This window comes from Flagellimonas marina, assembly GCF_042651185.1.
GTDB classification, from domain to species: domain Bacteria; phylum Bacteroidota; class Bacteroidia; order Flavobacteriales; family Flavobacteriaceae; genus Flagellimonas; species Flagellimonas marina.
In genome coordinates this window covers 14,035-35,118 of sequence record NZ_JBHSCL010000011.1, presented here as the reverse complement: position 1 = coordinate 35,118, position 21,084 = coordinate 14,035, and the positions used below count along the sequence as shown (strand labels likewise).

Genomic DNA, 21,084 nt, shown 5'->3' with positions numbered 1-21,084 from the left:
TTTTTTGGTTTTACATGTCTATTTAGTATCCTTAAAGTTAATGCACAGATTGAGTTACCGTCGATATTCGGGAGCAATATGGTACTCCAACGAAACAATGATGTTTCTATTTGGGGGTCAGGACCTGCAAAGAGCCAAATAGTGGTAACCACTTCGTGGAATGGAAGCACTTATACCACCAAAACAGACAAAGAAGGTAGCTGGAAACTCAAGGTTAAAACCAAAAATGCCGGAGGTCCTTATCAGGTAGATATTTCGAATGGTGATGAAACAGTAAGCCTTGAAAATGTAATGATTGGAGAAGTTTGGGTCTGCTCTGGACAGTCCAATATGGAGAGACCGCTGAAGGGGGCTGGAAATGATCCTGTCATAGGTGCGAATGAAGCAATCTTGAGATCGGAAAATCCGAATATTAGGTTCTTTAAAGTGAAAAATGAAAAAAGCTCTGAACCTAAAATTGATTTTAGCGGTGAGTGGGAATCGTGTAGTAGAGCGACGGCCCCAGATTTTAGTGCAACTGGTTACTTTTTTGGTAATCTAGTTCAGGATATTATAGATGTGCCTGTTGGTCTGATAGCTTCAGACTGGGGAGCGACAAGAATACAATTCTGGATGGATGAAGGATCGCTCAATAAATTTGATCCTGAGGATCACAAAAATTCAGCGGCCACACTCTTTAACGGTATGATTCATCCAATGCTGGGCTTCAATATTCGAGGAGTAGTCTGGTACCAAGGAGAGTCTAACCGATACAATCCAGGGATATACAAAGACATGATGGTCGAAATGGTCAAGGGTTGGAGGGCGAAATGGGGGATAGGAGAGTTTCCGTTTTACTATTGTCAGATTGCTCCGTACAAATATACAAACGAGGTAAATACTGCTTTGCTCAGGGAGGCACAACTGATGGCTTCCAAAGAAATTCCAAATTCAGGAATGGCATGTTTATTAGATGCAGGAGATGAAAATTTTATTCACCCATCAAAAAAAAGAATAGCAGGAGAGAGACTTGCCTATTTGGCTTTGAAAAATACCTATGGGGTTTCTGGGATACATGCAGAAGGTCCACAGTTTGTCGAGATGAAGATTGATAGTTCATCAGTAGAACTGACGTTCGACAAAAAACTGACTTCTTTTGGAAAAGAACTAAAGCTTTTTGAATTGGCTGGTGAGGATAAGAAGTTCTATCCTGCTCAAGCTGTTATTCACAGAAATACGGTTATTGTTACTTCTGAAGATGTATTAAAACCCATAGCTGCCAGATATGGATTCAAAAATTTTGTTGACGGAGATCTATTCGACCGTTATGGAATACCAGCCTCTTCTTTCAGAACGGATAATTGGGAAGCTGATACTGGGTTGTAGCGTGTGGATAATATAACAATTGATAAAGAAGATAAGATGAGTCGTTTCAAATTAATAGGTATGCTCGTTGTAGGCATTTTGCTATTCGCATCATGCCAGGATGATCATGGTGATAAAACCAAAAAGCTCCCCAACATTATCCTAATAATGGGAGATGATCATGGCTATGAAGAAACCGGATATAATGGCCATCCTTTTATCAAAACACCCGTCCTTGATGAGATGGCTGAGAATGGATTAGTGTTAGATAGGTTTTACGCTGCTCACCCTTCATGCTCACCTACGAGGGGGAGTGTAATCACAGGAAGGCATCCAAACAGGTATGGAACTTTCAATGCTGGGTTTTCAATTCGCCCAGAGGAGATCTCGATAGCGAGTTTGCTGAAACAAGCAGGCTACACAACCGGTCATTTTGGTAAATGGCATTTGGGTCCCGTAAAATCCGAATCTCCTACCAATCCGGGTGCCATGGGATTCGATACATGGGTGTCACATGACAATTTTTTCGAGCTAAATCCGGTGCTCTCCAGAAATGGGGGTGAGCCAGAAAAATTTGAAGGTGAAGGCTCCAAAGTGATTGTAGATGAAACCATATCATTTATTGATAAGGCTGAGGGAGCTCCATTCTTTGCAGTAGTATGGATGGCTTCCCCACACGAGCCGTATGAAGGACTTCCAGAAGACTTGGCACTTTACGATAATCTTCCAGACAGCCTAAGTTCCAAGACTTTCGATTTAACATCGATGAAGACTGGCCGGAGGGTCACACGACCTCAAGACTCTGTTTTGCAAGAACGATTTGCTGAGATTACTGCAATGGACCGGGCCATCGGTCAATTGAGAGATTATCTATCGTCCAAAGAGTTAAAAGACAACACCTTAATCTGGTATTGTGGTGATAATGGAATTCCTCCGAGCGGTATTCAATACTCTAAACTTCATGCTTTAAAGGGAACGATTTACGATGGTGGTACTAAAGTGCCTGGAATTATAGAGTGGCCATCTGCCATCAAAGAAAAGAATATTTCCAATGTCAATTCAGTGACCTCTGATATCCTACCTACGCTTTGTGAGTTGGCCGGAGTTCCATTACCAAATCGACCACTCGATGGGATTAGTTTGGTTCCACTGCTAAGTGGAAATATGAATAATCGTGAAGAGCCAATTTGTTTTTGGATGTATGATAGATCAACAATTGATAAAGGGAAGCCTTACATTGGTGAAACGCTACAAACAGGAACGACTCCATTGGTAAAGCTCTGGGGAGATTCATATATCCGGGTATTTCAAAACTTTCATTATGATGAAATTAAGGAAGAGCACTACCATGGTGATCGATCTATCATTGATGGAGATTATAAACTGATAGTAAGGGATTTGGAGGAAGGAGAAGTGAAGGAACTCTACAACATTTCCACTGATCCGGGAGAAAGATTGAACATGATTTCGTTTCATCCAGAAAAAGCAGAAAAGTTGGAGAGGCAGTTAGTTGATTGGCAACAATCTGTACTCCATAGTTTATCGGAGAAGGATTACAAATGATAATATGGAGAAGCTACAGAAAGTGAAAACAAACCTGTATAAATATAGAATGAACGTACCATTGGCTGCCTTCCTGTGGTTATCAAGCCTGGCCTCCTTTGCACAGTATAGTGTCATAATGGAAAGTGAAACAATGAAGAGCATAGTATTGGATCAAGAAATCCGTTACAGTGTGTATTTGCCTCCGGGTTATGAGGTTTCAACACGAAAATACCCAGTCTTGTACCTCCTACATGGGTTTGGTGATGATGAGACCAGATGGATTCAGCGAGGGAATGTTCAGGAGATTGCAGATCAGGCAATAGAAAGTGGCTCGGCAGTACCCATGATTATTGTAATGCCGGATGCCCAGAAAAGCTGGTATTTGAACTCAGAGGTATTGGAATTCCGATATGAGGATTTCTTCGTGCAGGAGTTTATTCCATTTATTGAAGGAAAATATAAGTGTAGGACGGCCAGGGAACATAGGGCCATTTCCGGTTTAAGTATGGGTGGTCATGGCACCATCATGTTTGCTGCCAAATACCCAGATCTATTTTCTTCAGCTGCCCCTTTGAGTGCTGCAATTTGGACGGAAGAGAGATTGACCAAACTTGGTCAAAAAACATGGGATTCTTTTTTTGAAAGAGTCACCGAGTCTAAAGCCGGTGATAAAAGGATCAATGAATTTACTAAGGAGAATTTTGGTTTTTTTCTGATGTCATCCACTCCGACTGACGAGCTCAAAACTGTCAGATGGTACATTGATTGTGGAGATGGCGATTCTTTCATCTTCGGAAATATGAGCCTTCACGAACTCATGAAGGACAAACACATACCGCATGAATTTCGAGTAAGAGATGGTGGTCACAATTGGTCTTATTGGCGAAATAGTTTGCCTTATGTCCTTCAGTTCGTCTCAGATGGATTTATGAAAAATTAGTTGTTATTAAACGAGCACAATGAAAAAGCTAGGAAAAAATGATTTTAGAATCTCATTGATTCTTTTGGCGGCAATAATGGTGGTTGTTGCATCATGCAACAATCCATCTTTTGAAAGCAAGCCTAAAAATACGCTTTGGTACGATGAACCCGCCTCTGATTGGTTTGCAGCCTTACCGTTGGGCAATGGCCGGCTTGGGGCAATGGTGTTTGGTGGAGTAAATGAGGATCATCTTCAGTTGAATGAGGAAAGCCTGTGGGCAGGGATACCAGAGAACCCATACCCTGAAGAAGTGGAGAAGCATTACACTAGATTTCAGCAATTGAACCTGGAAGGTCAATATGAAAAAGCCTATACCTATGCGATGAAGAATTTGGCGATTTCACCAACTTCGATTCGGTCATATGAGCCACTTGGTGACCTATTTCTTCAATTTGATCATGACTTGGGGCCTGAGACGTACAAACGATCTTTGGATATTGAGAAAGGTATTAATTCTACCGAATACACGATTGATGGTAAGCGATTCCTAAGGGAGTCGTTCATTTCCTCTGAGTATGATGTGATTGTGTACCGCTTTGAAAGTATGGACAAACAAAAGATTTCATGTAGGGTTCGCTTCAATCGGGATAAGGACATTACCCTCAATCATTTGAACAGTAATATCTTGGAAATTAACGGTCAAATTTTTGATGATCCTGAGGGGTATGATGACAACAAAGGTGGATCCGGGCAGGGAGGCTACCACATGAAGTTTAACAGTCATCTTAATTTTTCCAACCATGACGGCAAAGTTTCTATGGATAAAAATGTGTTGATCATTGATGAAGCCACCGAATTCACATTGATTCTGAGTGCTGCTACCGATTACAATCTTGAAAAGATGAATTATGACAGGAGCATCGACGCAAAGGAAATTTCACTTCGCAAGCTTAAGAAAGTACAGGAAGTACCTTTCGATAAGCTTAAAAGTAATCACATTGCCAGACATAGCGGAATATTCAATCGGGTTCAGTTGGAAATTAAAGGAGCTTCGCTGGATAGCCTGACCACCGACGAGCGAATAACCAGACTTAAAGAGGGAAATGAAGATACTGGACTCATAAACCTGTTTTTTCAGTATGGTAGGTATCTGATGATGTCCAGTGGCATGCAGCAAGCTGTATTGCCAGCCAATCTGCAGGGAATCTGGAATCAGGACATGTGGGCACCATGGGAGTCTGATTTTCACTTGAATATCAACCTGCAAATGAACTACTGGCCAGTGGAAACTTGCAATTTGTCCGAATCGATGGTGCCACTGACCAATTATATGGAAGGATTGATTGAGAGAGGCAAGGAGACTGCAAAAAAGTACATTGGTTCCGATGGTTGGATGGTACACCATTCCACCAATCCATTTGGTCGGGTTACACCAAGTGGATCGACCGAAGCTTCTCAGGTAGTCAACGGCTATAGCTACCCACTTGCAGGAGCATGGATGTCTCTTACGATCTGGAGGCACTATCAATTTACAAAAGATCAACATTATCTGGAAGAAAAAGCTTACCCAATGATCAAGGGTGCGACACAGTTCATTTTGGATTTTCTAAAAGAGAATGAAAAGGGTGAACTGGTTACTGCACCATCGTATTCTCCTGAAAACACCTATATCGATCCCAAAACAGGTAAAAAACAGCTAAATACTACTGCCGCGACCATGGATATTCAGATTATTCGCGATGTTTTTCGAGCATGCTTGGAGGCTGAAGAAACCTTGGGCTCAAGCCAGCTTACGTCATCCATTACAAAGGCACTAACCAAGTTGCCTGATACTAAAATTGGTTCGAATGGGACTATTCAGGAGTGGTATGAAGACTATGAAGAGGTAGAGCTTGGACATAGGCATATTTCCCATTTATATGGACTGTATCCATCCTCCCAGATTTCTATGGGGACACCAGAGCTATTTGCTGCGGCCGAGAAGACCATTGAGCGACGGCTTTCACAAGGTGGGGGACAGACGGGATGGAGTCGAGCATGGATTGTCAATTTTTATGCAAGACTTAAAAATGGAGACAAATGTCTTGAGCATTTGAATGCGCTTATTGGTGATCAACTGGAATCCAATCTTTTTGATTTACATCCTCCAAGGATATTTCAAATTGACGGAAATTTAGGAGGTACGGCTGGAGTGGCCGAGATGCTCATCCAGTCACATGAGCCAGGTAGGATTTATTTACTTCCTGCCTTGCCACAATCCTGGAAAGACGGAGAAGTAAAAGGTCTTATGGCCAGGGGAAATTTTGAGGTGGACATCAAATGGACGAATGGTGAATTGGTAAATGCCAAAATATATACTCCAATAGGAGGTTCTGTTACGGTAATTGCCGGGACAAAAGAACAAACAATAACACTTTCGGCCAAAGAGACGAAATCAATCATGTTTAATCAATGAAAAAATAAATGAAGCTTTTTTGACATGAGAATTATAATAAGTATTTGGGTCCTGCTAGGATTTGTTCTAACTGGTTGCGCACAGAAGAATAAGATTGAACATTTGTGGGACAAGGAACCCTCATATTGGGAAGCTGCTCAAAAGACAAAAGTGACCTTACCTGTTTCAAAGTCCGTAAAAAACAGCAGCGGAAATGTTATCTGGACCCCACAAGCATTTACAGAACGACATGACAAAGGCTTTCAGATGAACAACAAACAACTGAAAGTAGCTTTGTGGAGCGATGACAACAAGCAGGTTTTGTCCTTAATGAAAACCGATGTCTGGGACAGACGTTTTGCCAATACCCCTATCCTTACTCTGGATGAGATAAAAGAAGCGCTTTTTGATCCGAATAATACATACAACAAAGAAAAGACCAAAGGGTTGGACAATGGTGTCAGTCCACGCGATGGAGGGTGGATTAAAACACCAGACGGACAATTGCACATGAGCTATGGTTGGAAAGCGTATGATTTCCCGATCCAAAAGCCGGTCGGTCAGGCTATTTTTAACCTCGATGATTTGAAAATATCAGAGGATGCATTGATGGGAACATTGAAATGTGACGATGGTACTGTTAGTGTGGAGGTCAAAGGGAAATCTGGTGCCAGCGCGGTTTTCAAGTATTTGACAATGATGCCTGAAAACATAGTGGCCGTAAATGTGAAGGCCAAAGGTTTGACTAACCCTGCTTCTTTGAGGCTGTTCCGTCATCAGGATATTACCAAAGCTAATTGCAAGGCAGTTCTCAGGGAAGTGGATGGCAGAAAAACAGTGGTTTATGAACAATTTGAAGGTTGGGACTATGCCGCCCATCCGGAATTTGGTGAAGCGATAGAACCACCTAAAACCGGGCATGACGACCGTTTTTTCTGGATTACCCAGAGAATGCCTGCCGAGCGGACGTTTCCTCAAGGTTTTGAATATGTGCTGATGGGACTTGTAACCGGTTCTCCTTACACCATTGACATTAGGAAAGGTAAGACAGCCGATCTGGGAATGATGAATGAAATTTATGACAATACTCCCGGGTATGCGACAGAAGTGACCCTACCTGGGAAGGGGGAGACCGATTTTACCTTACTGCTTACTGTGGTCACTTCCAATGACGGAGAGGATGTTCTAAAAATTGCCCGTGAGAGCCTTCGGAAAGCGGCAGCCAAAAACATGGACGGTTTGATTGCTGAAAATGCTGACTGGTACAAAGATTTTTACTCTAAAAGAGAACAGGGGAGGATATTTGACGGCACAGCAGAAAGAGCTGAAAAGAGAATCCCCAACCTCTTTTATAGTTGGGTAGGGATGCACTCACGTGAAAGTGCGCCTGACCCCGAAATGTACGAGGCAGATGCTTGGTATGGGCCATTGGATGAGGATTTTACAAAGTCTTGGCATACACTTCCCTGCTACAATGAAACTTATTTTACACATTACGCAGTGATGAACAGGCTTGATATGATGGACTACCAAATCAAGCTCCCAAAGTTTTGGTTGGAAGCCACTAAAAGATATGCCCGGGAGGTATTTGGTTTAGAGGGGGCATTTGGGCCACCCCATGGATTTCAGGGTCCGATAAAACCTGATGAAGTCATGCGTACAAACACGGTTTTGGACTTTTGCACGGAGGTACCGGGCCAGGTATTAAAATGTGCCTGGGATGCTTGGGACTATGGAGGAAATGAAGAAATTTTAACGGAATACCTCTACCCACCTCTGAGGGAACATGCAATATTTGTTTCCCAATATGTCACAATGGGTGAAGACGGGAAGTATCATGTGATTCCATCGCAGAGCGGAGAGCATTTTGGATTTACCTATCAATACAAGTACAACAAAGACAATGTAGCAGGTGTAGCGATGTTCAAATGGATATTGCTAAAGGCGGCAGAGGCTGCAGAATACCTTAAGCAAGATTTAGAATTGGCAAAGCAGTGGAGAAATGTGGCGGCTCAAATGGTTGACTACCACCTTGTCGAAGGTCCGAGCGGTTCTGTGTTTGCTGATGCAGAGGGCATAAGTTCTCTAGGAGTGCCTTATAACAATGCCACAGTCGCTTTTCCAACAGCGGTAGCCGATTTTATCAATCTGGACTCAGATCCAAAAGATAAGGAAATAGCCTTGAATACGGCTCGGGATGTCTGGGGTCATAGGGTAAATCGACAGGTATTCCACTTGCTGGGAGAAGATCCCGATTTACTTCATATCTGGTGGGCGGGAGTTTTTACCTATCACATGTCCAAATTCGGTCGTAAAGGTTGGCCGCCAACCATTGATGAAGATATTACAGTGCCATTGGATAATCCCGATACCAGATGGGATGCTTTCTTTTTTGAGCCGGAAAGGCTGATAAACTCCAGAAGTGGACGGATCCATCTGTTCCCTTGTGTACCAATAAACACGACCATTGGGTTCAACCAAATGCTGGCCAGAGGAGGGTTCGAAGTTTCTGCTGAGATGATAGAGGGAAAGACAACCTATCTTAAAATCCATTCGAGAAGAGACAACGTCTGCCAACTAATGAACCCATGGCCAGGGCAGTCAGTGAAAATTATATCAGATCAATCAGGAAAACAGGTTGATTTTAAGTTAGACAAAAGCAATGGAGAGTGTATTGTTTTTAAAGCTAACAAAGGAATTTCCTATTCAATAAAGACTAATTGAAAGAAACACGTATGAAAAAAATCATTTTTTGTTCAGTCTTAGTTCCATGTATACTATGTTTATTTTATTCATTTGGATTTCCCACAGAACAATACCTAACCAGTCCAGACGAGAATCACCGGATAACCATGATTAAAACAGAGAATGGGATTTCCTTTGATTACACATTCAGGGGGCGGGTCGTTCTTCATGTTGATTCTTTGGGATTGGTGACTAATTCAATGTTAACAAATGATGTGTCTCTAAAGTCTGTCGATAAATCCTCATTCGAAGAAACATGGTATCCTGTGATTGGTAAGAATACAGAGGTTTTGAACCAATACAATGAGTATACATTTCACTTACAGGATTCGGAAACCGGCACAGGTTCCTATGACATCATCTTTCGGTGCTACAATGATGGTTTTGCCTATCGATACGTACTTCATGATGGCGGTGAAAATGAAATACAGATTTTGTGCGAGCGAACAAAGTTGCGTTTTTCTGATGACTTCACCTTTTGGGCCTATAATCGAGAAAATGCCAATCTGGGACCTTTGCATAGCAATGATACCTCCCTTACGGAAGTTAAGATACCGATGGTGGTAAAAACCAAGCATGACCTTTACCTTGGGATTCATGAAGCAGCCATTTTAAGGTATGCCCCGGCTACTCTGAAATCAGAAGGAAAAAATCTTTCATTTAATGTAAGCGAGACTACTGATCACGGACCAATTACTACTTCATGGAGAACTTTCATTGTTGGCGACCAACCGGGTGATCTGGTTAACTCCAACCTCTTGCAAAATCTCAATGAACCCTGCAAGATTGAAGATACTTCCTGGATCAAGCCTGGCAAGTCTATGTGGGACTGGAGAGTTTGGGGGTACAAAGCTGCAGATGGTTATGAATATCTACTCGATACCAAAACACATAAGCGCTTTATTGATTTTGCAGCTGACAACAACATCCAATATCTGCTGATCGATGCAGACTGGTACGGCCCGGAGTTCAGTGCGGATTCTGACCCGACGGCGGCAAGCCGGAGGGGGTTTGATATAGAGGAGTGCATGGCCTATGCAAAAGATCATGACGTTGGTATAATACTTTATCTCAACGATGTTGGAGCGAAGAAATTCGGGTTAGATAGAGTGTTGAAGCAGTTTGTAGATTGGGGAGCCGTTGGAGTGAAGTATGGATTTATGAAAGGGACCTGGGAAGAAAAAGTAAGGCACACAACTGAAGTAATTGAGATTTGTGCGAAATACAAACTCATGGTTGATTTTCATGACAACCCCGTTCCTCCGAGTGGAGATGAGCGAACCTACCCCAATTTGGTCACCAGGGAGTTTTGTCATGCCCAGGCTGATGCAAAGCGCTCCTATTTCCCGGAAACAGCGGTATCATCAGCCTTTATCAATATGATAGCAGGTCCCCTGGACTACACCAACGGCTGGTTTGACCTCAATCATGCGCACTCACGAGAGCGCGTTTTCGAAGAAATACCTGGAACAGTCACTGCTGAAGTAGCCAAATTGATTGTAGCTAATACTGGCTGGATGGTACTGCCTGATGCCCCTGAGGAATATTTGAAGAAGGATGATCTGTTTGATTGCATACGAAAGATGCCCTCACAATTTGATAGTTTCAAGGTTCTTCAGGGAGGTATTGATTCGTATATCACGGTTACTAGGCGTGCTGGAGAGGATTGGTTTGTAGGCTCGCTTACCAACAGGGAAGGGCGAAATTTAAAAATTAATTTGGACTTCTTACCGGAAGGCAAAACGTACAAAGCCACAATTTACAGTGATGGAATGGACGCACATTTTTTGAACAACAAAGAATCCTACAAAATTGAAGAAATGGAGGTCGAACCGAAAGATATTCTGGACGTGAGGTTGGCTCCAGGTGGGGGCAATGCGATTTACTTAAGAAGCTTATAAACAAACAAAAACTATGAAAAAGATATTCATTCTCTTGACTTTCATCCTTTCAATAGTGTGCGTAAATGCACAGCTGAAAAAAAAACAATCTGATGCAGATAAAGATAAAAAGGAAGGCCTTCACGCAGATGGCGGATCGTGGGGCTTCAAACCCGCGACGGATGTAAATGAAAACGACTCTATGAACATTTTACTCATAGGAGATTCTATTTTAAAAGGATACGGAAGACTTGTAACAGATAATCTTAAGAATAAAGCCAAAGTGGATTTTTGGATAACGGGGAAACACTTGAACAGTGATGGCCTGCTTGAGGAATTACGGGAATACGTGTCTAAAAGGAAATACGACGTCATACACTTTAATATCGGTTTGCATGGGTGGCAGGTGGGTAGAATCCCAGAGGGGCAGTACGTACCATTACTTGAAAAGTACGTTCAGACACTCAAAGAATATGCGCCACAAGCCAAATTAATATGGGCCAATACCACTCCAGTTACCGAGCATGGCAGTCCAGTGCTGAATGATGAGATCAATCCAACTATCATTGCACGAAATGCCCTTGCAGCCGAGGTGATGAAAAGAAATGAAGTTGTTATAAATGACCTCTACACAATGCTAGTGAACCGGCTCATTCTGGCTCGCTTGGATAGATTTCATTGGAATGAGGAAGGATATCGACTTATGGCGAATCAAATCTCCGATTATTTATTGAAGGAATTAGAATAAGAATTTAAAACGCACGAAATCAGGATTCAATGTTAATTAAGAATATATCACCCTTTCAAAAAGTATGGAAATATTCATTTTGCTTTTTGACTATAGTAGGACTAGCCGACATGGCCTTGGCACAAAAAAAATCCATCTACCAAAAGGGATGGATAGATTTTAACAAAAATGGGGTAAAAGACATCTTTGAAGACCCGGAAGCAGTAATTGATGACAGAATTGAGGATTTACTTAGCCAAATGACTGTGGATGAGAAGACTGCTCAGTGTGCTACACTTTATGGGTACAAGCGGGTGTTGAAGGATGAACTTCCAACGCCTGACTGGAAAAATGAGGTTTGGAAAGATGGTATCGCCAATATCGATGAGCAGCTCAATGGATTGAAACCCACACAGTATTCCTATCCGTACAGCAAGCATGCGGATGCCATCAACACTATCCAAAAGTGGTTTGTGGAAGAGACGAGATTGGGTATTCCGGTGGACTTTACCAACGAAGGGATCCACGGGCTCAACCATGAGAGAGCGACCCCACTTCCTTCCCCAATTGCTATTGGAAGTACCTGGAACAAGAACCTGATAAGACAAGCGGGGGAAATTGTGGGCAAAGAGGGAAAAGCGCTCGGCTACACTAACATTTATGCGCCCATCCTTGATCTGGCCCGCGACCCGCGCTGGGGCAGGGTGGTGGAGTGCTATGGGGAAGACCCCTATCATGTTTCGGAGCTGGGCATCCAAATGGTAAAAGGAATCCAATCGCAAGGCGTTGCGTCTACCTTGAAGCACTATGCGGTTTATAGTGTGCCGAAAGGAGGGAGGGATGGCCGGGTACGGACCGACCCTCATGTGGCTCCTAGAGAACTACATCAGATGCATTTATATCCTTACAAACGCGTAATTGGCGAAGCACATCCAAAAGGAGTCATGAGCAGTTACAATGACTACGATGGGATTCCGGTGAGCGGAAGTTACTACTTCCTCACCGAGCTTCTCCGTCAACAGTATGGATTTAGAGGTTATGTGGTTTCAGACAGTGAAGCCGTAGAGTTTATACACAGAAAGCACCATGTAGCAAGTGATTATAAGGAAGGGGTCCGGCAGGTTGCTGAAGCAGGTTTGAACGTGAGGACCCATTTCACTCCTCCTCAAGATTACATTATTCCATTAAGGGAACTGGTCAACGATGGAGAACTCTCCATGGCTACACTTGATCGGAATGTTAAAGACGTTCTGCGGGTAAAATTCGAATTGGGCCTATTTGACCAACCCTATGTAAAGGATACCAAAGCGGCGGACAAGATTGTGGCGAAGGACACCAAAGACTTCGTATTGGAAATGGCCAGGGAATCATTGGTGTTACTGAAAAATGAAGAAAACACATTGCCACTAAACCTTGAAAAACTCGACAAGATCCTTGTGACCGGGCCATTGGCGGTTGACAAATCAGTCTATATAAGCAGATATGGTCCTCAAAACATGGAGGTGAAAAGTGTGCTGGAGGGCATACAAAACTATGTTGGAAGCAAAGCAAAAGTGGAATTCTCACTAGGCTGTGAAGTTGTAGATGAAGCTTGGCCGGAGAGTGAGATTATCCCAATCTCCCTCTCAGATCAGGAGCAGCAGATGATCGATGAGGCACTTACCAAAGCTAGAAAATCAGATGTGATTATCGCAGTGATGGGAGAAGATGAGAAGCGTTGTGGAGAAAGCCGGTCAAGAACAGATTTGGGACTTCCGGGTAGACAATTTCAATTGCTTCAAGCTTTGAAAGAAACAGGCAAACCAATCATCTTAATTCTAATCAACGGCAGACCACTAACCATCAATTGGGAAAACCAGTATATCCCTGCAATACTGGAAGCATGGTTCCCAAACGTAGAAGGACCAAATGCCATTGCGGAGACTATCTTTGGGGATTACAATCCTGGGGGGAAACTGCCCATTACATTTCCTCGAGCGGTTGGTCAACTAGAGTTGAATTTTCCGTACAAACCCAGTTCACAAGTTGGTCAGCCATCATCCGGGCCGAATGGAACGGGCAAGACCTCTGTAGTAGGAGAGCTTTACCCATTTGGATACGGACTTAGCTATACACAATTCGAATACAAAAATCTAAAGATCACCCCTGAAAAAGGCAAGACTCAGCACCAAATCCAGGTGTCAGTTGAGGTGACGAATATCGGCAAAGTGAAAGGTGACGAAGTTGTACAACTCTACTTCAAAGATCTGGTGAGCAGTGTGATAGTGTATGAAATGCAACTAAGAGGTTTTGAGCGAATAACGCTTGAACCTGGAGAAACTAAGAAGGTTAACTTCAAGCTTAAACCTGAAGACCTACAACTGCTAGATAAAAACATGAACTGGAAGGTGGAGCCAGGCAAGTTTGAGGTCCTTATCGGTTCAAGTTCTCAAGACATTAGAGCACAGGGGAGTTTTATTTTAGAATAATTAATTATAGACAAAACAGTATAGAATGAAAAACTTGAAGAAAATAATTATACTACTAAATCTATTCTTACTGGCATTGCTTCACGCGCATGCACAAGTGACACTCCCTGCCATTTTTAACAGCAATATGGTGTTACAGCGCAATCGTGAAGTGGCTATTTGGGGCAAAACCGATACAAAAATTACGGTTACCGTTACCACTTCATGGAATGATCAATTCTATGAAACCAAATCGGATAAAGAAGGCAACTGGAAGATAAAGGTAGCTACCCCTGATGCTGGTGGCCCTTACAGTATTAAGATCTCGGATGGACAAGATTTGGTTTTGGAGAATGTCCTAATTGGAGAAGTTTGGGTGTGTTCGGGTCAGTCCAACATGGAGTGGAGAATTCAGCAGTTGGGCAGTAAACTTCCTCAAGGATTAAATGATATTTTGCTTAAATCAAAAAACACATCCATTCGTCTCTTCAACATAAAAAATGAGAGGGGCTTGACCCCTAAGCAAGATTTTGACGGCAAATGGGAAGAAGCGAATGCTGTTTCTGTTTCGAACTTCAGTGCGACCGGATACTATTTCGGCAATCTACTGTATGAAACCCTTGGAGTTCCCATTGGACTTATCTCCTCCAATTGGGGCGGTACCCGTATCCAGGCATGGATCGATGAAGAGGGGTTAAAGTCTTTTGACCCGACGATTCTTGAGGATAAGAAAAAGGAGCTAAAGCACAATACATCAACCTCTCTGTTCAATGCAATGATTAATCCCATGTTGGGATATGAAATTCATGGTGTCATATGGTATCAGGGCGAAAGTAATAGAAGGGAGCCCGAAATCTATGATGACCTGATGGTGCTCATGCTTGAAAGGTGGAGAACACTTTGGGGAATAGGGGAGTTTCCTTTTTATTATTGCCAGTTGGCGCCCTATGATTATCACGATAAATTAGAGCCTGATCTCAATTCAGCTTTTATAAGAGAAGGGCAATATCTGGCATCCAAAAAAATCCCAAATTCAGGAATGGTCTCGCTTTTGGATACTGGCGAGGAAAATGACATTCACCCTTTAAATAAAATTGAAGCTGGTAAAAGACTAGCATATTTTGCCCTGAAGGAGACCTATGGAGTAGAGGGAATTGTCTGTCGGGGCCCCGAACCTGAAGATATGACCATAAATGGGTCTGAGGTTAAGCTGACATTCATAAACGATGATGGAGGACTTACCAATTATGGTAAAGGCTATAAACTATTTGAAATAGCAGGAGCTGATAAAAAGTTTTACCCAGCCACTGCTGAATATATCTCCAAACAAAGAGTATTAATTCTTTCTAGTCCAAAAGTAGACAAACCTGTAGCTGTTCGGTACGGTTTTAAAGATTTTGTGGTTGGTGATCTTTTCAATAGCTATGGCATACCGGCACCCTCATTTAGAACAGATAATTGGGAGGAGGAGAATTAAGGAATGAGAAGTTGCTATTAAATGAGAAAAACAAATCGATCGGATGGGCATTTTTAGTAAAGAAAAGAGCCCCATAGATTTAATAAATATCTATAACACATATGCCGAATTTTAAAATTTTATCCAAGTGAGATTAATTAAGAATATCTATAATGCTCTATCATGCCTTCTGCTTTTGATAGTGCTTTGTTCCTGTCAGTCACCAAAAGGTGAAACCAAAAAGATTCGGCCGAATATACTTTTCTGTATAGCAGACGATGCTTCATTTCCACATATGGGTGCCTATGGGACTTCTTGGATCAAAACGCCGGCTTTTGATTCAGTAGCAACGAATGGACTGTTATTTAACAATGCTTATACGCCAAATGCCAAGTGCGCCCCATCAAGGGCATGTATTCTTACAGGAAGAAATAGCTGGCAACTTGAGGAGGCAGCCAACCACGCGTGCTATTTCCCTTTAAAATTCAAATCAATTATTGAAACACTGGGTGAAAATGGTTACCATGCTGGATATACTGAAAAAGGGTGGGCACCTGGAATAGCCTTGGATGAAGAGGGAAATCGGAGATCTTTAACCGGCAAAAAATATAGTGACATTAAACTAACTCCACCAACAACTGGTATATCAACGGCAGATTATGCAGCAAATTTCAGTCAATTTCTCGATGACAAACCAAAAGATAATCCATTCATCTTTTGGTATGGTTCCAGAGAGCCGCATCGAAGATTCGAGTTTATGTCTGGAGCTAAAAAAGGAAAAAAAGAAATTGACGAGATTGAAAAGTTGTTTTCTTTTTACCCGGAAAATGATTCTATTAGGCATGATATTCTGGATTATGCTTATGAAATAGAATATTTCGATATGCATCTGGGGCGGATGTTGGAAGACCTTGAAGATAGAGGCGAACTAGATAATACGATAGTCATTGTCACGGCAGACAATGGCATGGCATTTCCAAGAATCAAGGGACAAGCATATGAACTCTCCAACCATTTGCCTTTGGCCATCATGTGGGGAAAAGGAATAGTGAATCCAGGACGTGTTATTGATGAATATGTAAGTTTTACAGACTTTGCTCCCACATTTATGGATGTTTCGGGAGTTGATTTTGATAAGAGTGGAATGAGCGAGATGGAGGGAGCGTCGCTTGTAAATGTTTTTGAAGATAAGGAAGCAAGACAAAAAAGAGCGCATATGTTGATTGGCAAAGAGCGTCATGACGTTGGACGACCCGATGACGTAGGTTACCCAATCCGGGGGATTGTAAAAGGGGATTATCTCTACCTGATGAATTATAAGAATGATAGATGGCCTTCGGGAGACCCGTTCACCGGATACCTCAATTGTGATGGCAGCCCGACCAAGACCGTAATTTTGAATAGCTGGCCAGAAGAGAAGGAATTTTGGAAGATGTCTTTTGGCAAAAGGTTCAAGGAGGAACTGTACAACATTAAGGAAGATGCGGAGTGCACGGATAATCTGATTGACAACCCGGAGCTTAGTGAGACTTTGGCGTCAATGAAGTCCACCATGATCGAGCAACTCAAACTACAGCAAGATCCTAGAATACTTGGTAATGGCGAAATATTTGACAACTATAGTTATACTAGCCGTTCCCATGTTGATTTCTACAATAGATACATGGGTGGAGAATGCATGGAAGCTAAATGGGTAAATAAAAGTGACTTTGATACACGATCATTCGAATGATTTGTTTTATGAATCAAATTTTCAATATACGGAACCAAAAATCGATAACCAAACATATGATGTTTTTACGAACAATGATCAAAATATATAAAATAAAAAAAAGGCGTTCCATAGCCGGGATTTTTGCATTGCTTCTGTCCTTTCAATCCTGTCAGTCTTCAAGATTTGATCAGAAGCCCAACATCATCATTATAAACATTGACGATATGGGTTGGAGAGATGTCGGTTTCATGGGGTCGGAATTCTATGAAACGCCCAATTTAGACAGACTGGCAAGTGAAGGAGCTATTTTCACAAATGCCTATGCCGCTGCTTCCAATTGTGCTCCAAGCAGGGCATGCCTAATGAGCGGACAGTGGTCCCCAAGGCACGGCATATATACAGTCAGGAGTTCATTCAGGGGAAGAAGTAAAGACCGCAAGCTTATCCCCACGGAGACCAACATCACATTAGCAAAAGAACAGTACACCCTTGCCGAGGTTTTAAGAGATGGAGGCTATGCAACCTGCCATGCCGGGAAATGGCATCTCGGTAATGACCCCACCACCCAAGGGTTTGATTTGAACATAGGGGGTTCCCATGCGGGGAAACCAGGTAATTACTTTCCTCCATACAAGAATGTAGAGCTCAATCCCCCATCAGAGGATTATAATCTTACCAGATTGGTGATGGATAAAGCACTGGAGTTTGTGGAGACTACGGACCAATCCTTTTTCCTGTATTATTCACCTTATGCTGTACATGGCCCCATCCAACCTGTAAAAGAACTACTTCCGAAATACGAAAGAAAGGCATCGTGGAATGGTCAGGATAATATCAAATATGCCACTATGATCGAAAATTTGGACAAGCAAGTGGGAAGGCTTGTGGACTTATTGGAAGCAACCGGTAAGTTGGAAAACACGTTCATCGTCTTTACATCGGATAATGGAGGCGTTTACAGCATTACAAAGCAATGGCCGTTGCGGGCAGGCAAAGGATCTTATTACGAAGGGGGTATCAGGGAACCCATGTTTGCCTACTGGAAGGGCAAAATTGATGATGGGATTAAAATAGATGTTCCTGTCACAAACCTTGATTTTTATCCAACCATACTTGAAGTGACCGGGATTAAAAAACCTGCGAACAAAATTCTGGACGGGAATAGTTTTGCTTCCATCTTATCAGCTGGCAATGATATGCCCGAGAGACCACTTTTTTGGCACTTTCCCATTTATCTGCAAGATGGTAACAAAGAGACACAGGATTCAATATTCAGGACAAGGCCAGGGTCTGCAATCCGGTTGGGAGACTGGAAATTGATCCAGTATTTTGAAAACAATGACATTGAGCTATACAATCTGAAGAATGACATTGGGGAGAAAACCAATTTGGCAGATGTTGAACCTTCCAAAGTAGATGAACTTTTAAAGATATTAGAGAATTGGAGAAGCGAAACAAATGCACCAGTTCCTGTCAAACTAAACCCGGATTATAGTAATTCAAAATAAGACTTAAAACAAACATTGACTTTAATCAATAAACAAGAACAATGAAATTAAGAATATGTACTTTAACGCTTCTTTTTTGCCAGCTATTTTCTATTCAGGCACAGCAAAAAACCAACATCATCTACATCCTGGTAGATGATCTGGGGTATGGTGATCTAGGTTGCTACGGTCAGCAAAAAATTCTCACTCCTGAGATTGATAAAATGGCATCTGAGGGGATGAAGTTTACCCAACATTATGCCGGCTCCACGGTTTGTGGGCCCAGCAGGGCCAGTTTGCTTACAGGTTTGCACACTGGTCATTCGCCAGTACGAGGAAACCCTCTTTGGACATTTACAGGGAACCCAGTGGATATGCCCAGAAGTCAGGTTACGGTAGCTAAAGAACTCAAACGGGCGGGATATACCACAGGCATCATAGGGAAATGGGGAATGGCCGAGGCAGACCTGGAAAGTATGCCGCTCAATCAGGGTTTTGATTATTTCTATGGCTATAGAAAACATAAAGAGGCCCATCACTATTACCCGGATATCCTTTGGGAAAATAATGATCCTTTTCACCCCAAAGGCAATGACGGGTACAATACCGAAGGCCAGTTTTCTCATGACAGTTTTACATCAAAAGCACTGCAATTCATTCAGCAAAATGCAGAAACGCCCTTTTTTCTTTACCTGGCGTACACCATTCCCCACCTCGAGCTGTCCGTGCCCGAAGATTCGAAAGTGCCCTATAAGAACCTCGGCTGGCTGAATGGAGAGTCTGGTGGAGATGATGGGTCTAGCAATGTAACCTATGCAGGGATGATCAGCCGTATGGATCGAGATATTGGTAGATTGCTTGATAGGTTGAATAAACTTGGGATAGCTGACAATACGCTTGTTATTTTCACTAGCGATAACGGACCAGAATTTGATAAAGGTTTTTTTGATAGCAACGGACCCCTAAGGGGTAAAAAAAGGGACCTGTATGAGGGGGGTGTTCGGATTCCTTTCATTGCCTATTGGCCAAAACATATCAAATCCGGATCCACCAGCGACCATATTTCGGCCTTTTGGGACTTTTTTCCCACGGCCTGTGAGCTAGCGGGAGTAGAACCTTCGATACAGACCGATGGAATCTCTTATTTACCAACATTGCTTGGTGGGAAGCAGCCAAAGCACGACTACTTGTATTGGGAAATTAATGTGCATGAGGGGCCCATTCAGGCAGTGAGAAAAGGTCAATGGAAGGCTGTGAAGTTCTATGATAAGCCAATTGAGCTGTACAACCTAAATAAGGATATTGGGGAGAAGAACAATATTGCTGAATCAAACCCTAAAAAAGCCAGACAGCTTATGAAGTTGATAGAGTCAGCTCGTACCGATAATCCGGCTTTTAAACTGGAACCACATCCAAGGATTTCTGATAGATGAAATGTTTTTTGAAAATAAACTGAAAAATATTCTTGTAACAGGACCTCTTGCGGTGGATAAGGCAGTATACAGCAGTCACTATGACCCTCAGAATACGAGGATTCGAAGTGTGTTGGAAGGAATCCAGAACTATGTTAGTATTCCTGCAAAGGTTGACTTCTCATTCGGTTGTGAAGTGGTCGATGAAGTCTGGCCTGAAGGTAAAATTATCCTGTTTCCACTGACCAGGGATGAAAAGAACGGGATTGATGTAGCTTGTACCAAAGCCAAAAAATCCGAGCTGATCAGCACTGTGATGGGAGAAGATGGGCAACACTGCGGAGAAAGCCGGTCCAGAACAAATTTGGGACTTCTGGGCAGTCAGTTTCAATTACTTCAAGTTTTAAAAAGGGATAGGCAAACCAATCATTCTAATTCCAATCAACAAAAGACCATTATCAATTGGGAGAACCAATACATACAGGCAATTCTGGAAGCATGGTCTCCAAATGTAGAAGGGTCAAATGCCATTTCAAAAACAATCCTTGGAGATTACAACCCAGGAGGCAAACTACCCATCACTTTTCCTCGCTCAGTGGGTCTGTTGGAATTGAATTTCTCGTACAAACCAAGTTCACAGTTAGGTCAACCATCTTCCGAACCGAATGGAACAGGAAAGACCTCTGTTGTAGGAGAACTTTATCCATTTGGTTACGGACTTAGTTATACACAATTCGAATACCAGAATCTCAATATTTTTCCTGAAACCGGTAGAACACAGCAACAGGTCCAAGTGTCAATAGAAGCGATAAACGCTGGCAAGGTGAAAAGAGATGCAGTTGTACAACTCTACTTTAATGATTTAGTCAGTAGTGTTAATGTTTACCAATTACAGCTAAGTCGCTTTGAATGCATTACGCTGGATCGGGGGAGAGATTAAAACAATCCGGTTTAACCTAAAACCGGAAGAT

At 42.4% G+C, this 21,084-nt stretch carries 13 protein-coding genes; all 13 read left to right on the top strand.

Going from position 1 to position 21,084, the window contains the following annotated elements; translation table 11 throughout:
- Positions 1 to 141: 141 nt before the first annotated feature.
- The 13 genes from ACFOWS_RS18005 to ACFOWS_RS17945 all read left to right on the top strand — a co-directional run bounded on the left by ACFOWS_RS18005 (position 142) and on the right by ACFOWS_RS17945 (position 21,053).
- Entirely contained in the window at positions 142 to 1,365 is a 1,224-nt protein-coding gene (locus ACFOWS_RS18005) for a sialate O-acetylesterase (protein WP_379767697.1), read from the top strand.
- A gap of 36 nt (positions 1,366 to 1,401) precedes the next feature.
- Positions 1,402 to 2,907 carry a sulfatase family protein gene (locus tag ACFOWS_RS18000; RefSeq protein ID WP_379767694.1) on the top strand — a complete coding sequence of 502 codons (1,506 nt, stop codon included), beginning with the start codon at positions 1,402 to 1,404 and terminating at the stop codon, positions 2,905 to 2,907.
- A gap of 4 nt (positions 2,908 to 2,911) precedes the next feature.
- Complete coding sequence (locus tag ACFOWS_RS17995) at positions 2,912 to 3,829, top strand: alpha/beta hydrolase (protein WP_379767691.1); 918 nt, start codon at positions 2,912 to 2,914, stop codon at positions 3,827 to 3,829.
- A 19-nt stretch (positions 3,830 to 3,848) separates the two neighbouring features.
- Positions 3,849 to 6,266: a glycoside hydrolase family 95 protein gene (locus ACFOWS_RS17990; protein ID WP_379767688.1), complete on the top strand. Its 2,418-nt coding sequence runs from the start codon at positions 3,849 to 3,851 to the stop codon at positions 6,264 to 6,266.
- Between the two features lie 24 nt (positions 6,267 to 6,290).
- Complete coding sequence (locus tag ACFOWS_RS17985; protein ID WP_379767685.1) at positions 6,291 to 8,969, top strand: glycosyl hydrolase family 95 catalytic domain-containing protein; 2,679 nt, start codon at positions 6,291 to 6,293, stop codon at positions 8,967 to 8,969.
- Between the two features lie 11 nt (positions 8,970 to 8,980).
- Entirely contained in the window at positions 8,981 to 10,891 is a 1,911-nt protein-coding gene (locus tag ACFOWS_RS17980) for a glycoside hydrolase family 97 protein (RefSeq protein ID WP_379767681.1), read from the top strand.
- A 13-nt stretch (positions 10,892 to 10,904) separates the two neighbouring features.
- Positions 10,905 to 11,618, top strand: a complete 714-nt coding sequence (locus ACFOWS_RS17975) for an SGNH/GDSL hydrolase family protein (protein ID WP_379767678.1) — start codon at positions 10,905 to 10,907, stop codon at positions 11,616 to 11,618.
- 29 nt (positions 11,619 to 11,647) lie between these two features.
- Positions 11,648 to 14,065 carry a glycoside hydrolase family 3 N-terminal domain-containing protein gene (locus ACFOWS_RS17970; protein ID WP_379767674.1) on the top strand — a complete coding sequence of 806 codons (2,418 nt, stop codon included), beginning with the start codon at positions 11,648 to 11,650 and terminating at the stop codon, positions 14,063 to 14,065.
- Positions 14,066 to 14,090: 25 nt separating this feature from the next.
- Complete coding sequence (locus ACFOWS_RS17965) at positions 14,091 to 15,521, top strand: sialate O-acetylesterase (RefSeq protein ID WP_379767671.1); 1,431 nt, start codon at positions 14,091 to 14,093, stop codon at positions 15,519 to 15,521.
- A 127-nt stretch (positions 15,522 to 15,648) separates the two neighbouring features.
- Entirely contained in the window at positions 15,649 to 17,232 is a 1,584-nt protein-coding gene (locus tag ACFOWS_RS17960; RefSeq protein WP_379767668.1) for a sulfatase family protein, read from the top strand.
- 74 nt (positions 17,233 to 17,306) lie between these two features.
- On the top strand, positions 17,307 to 18,722 hold the full coding sequence (locus tag ACFOWS_RS17955) for a sulfatase (RefSeq protein ID WP_379767665.1): 1,416 nt from the start codon (positions 17,307 to 17,309) through the stop codon (positions 18,720 to 18,722).
- A 41-nt stretch (positions 18,723 to 18,763) separates the two neighbouring features.
- Complete coding sequence (locus ACFOWS_RS17950; RefSeq protein WP_379767662.1) at positions 18,764 to 20,134, top strand: arylsulfatase; 1,371 nt, start codon at positions 18,764 to 18,766, stop codon at positions 20,132 to 20,134.
- Position 20,135: 1 nt separating this feature from the next.
- Complete coding sequence (locus ACFOWS_RS17945) at positions 20,136 to 21,053, top strand: glycoside hydrolase family 3 C-terminal domain-containing protein (protein WP_379767659.1); 918 nt, start codon at positions 20,136 to 20,138, stop codon at positions 21,051 to 21,053.
- The last annotated feature ends 31 nt before the right edge of the window (positions 21,054 to 21,084 follow it).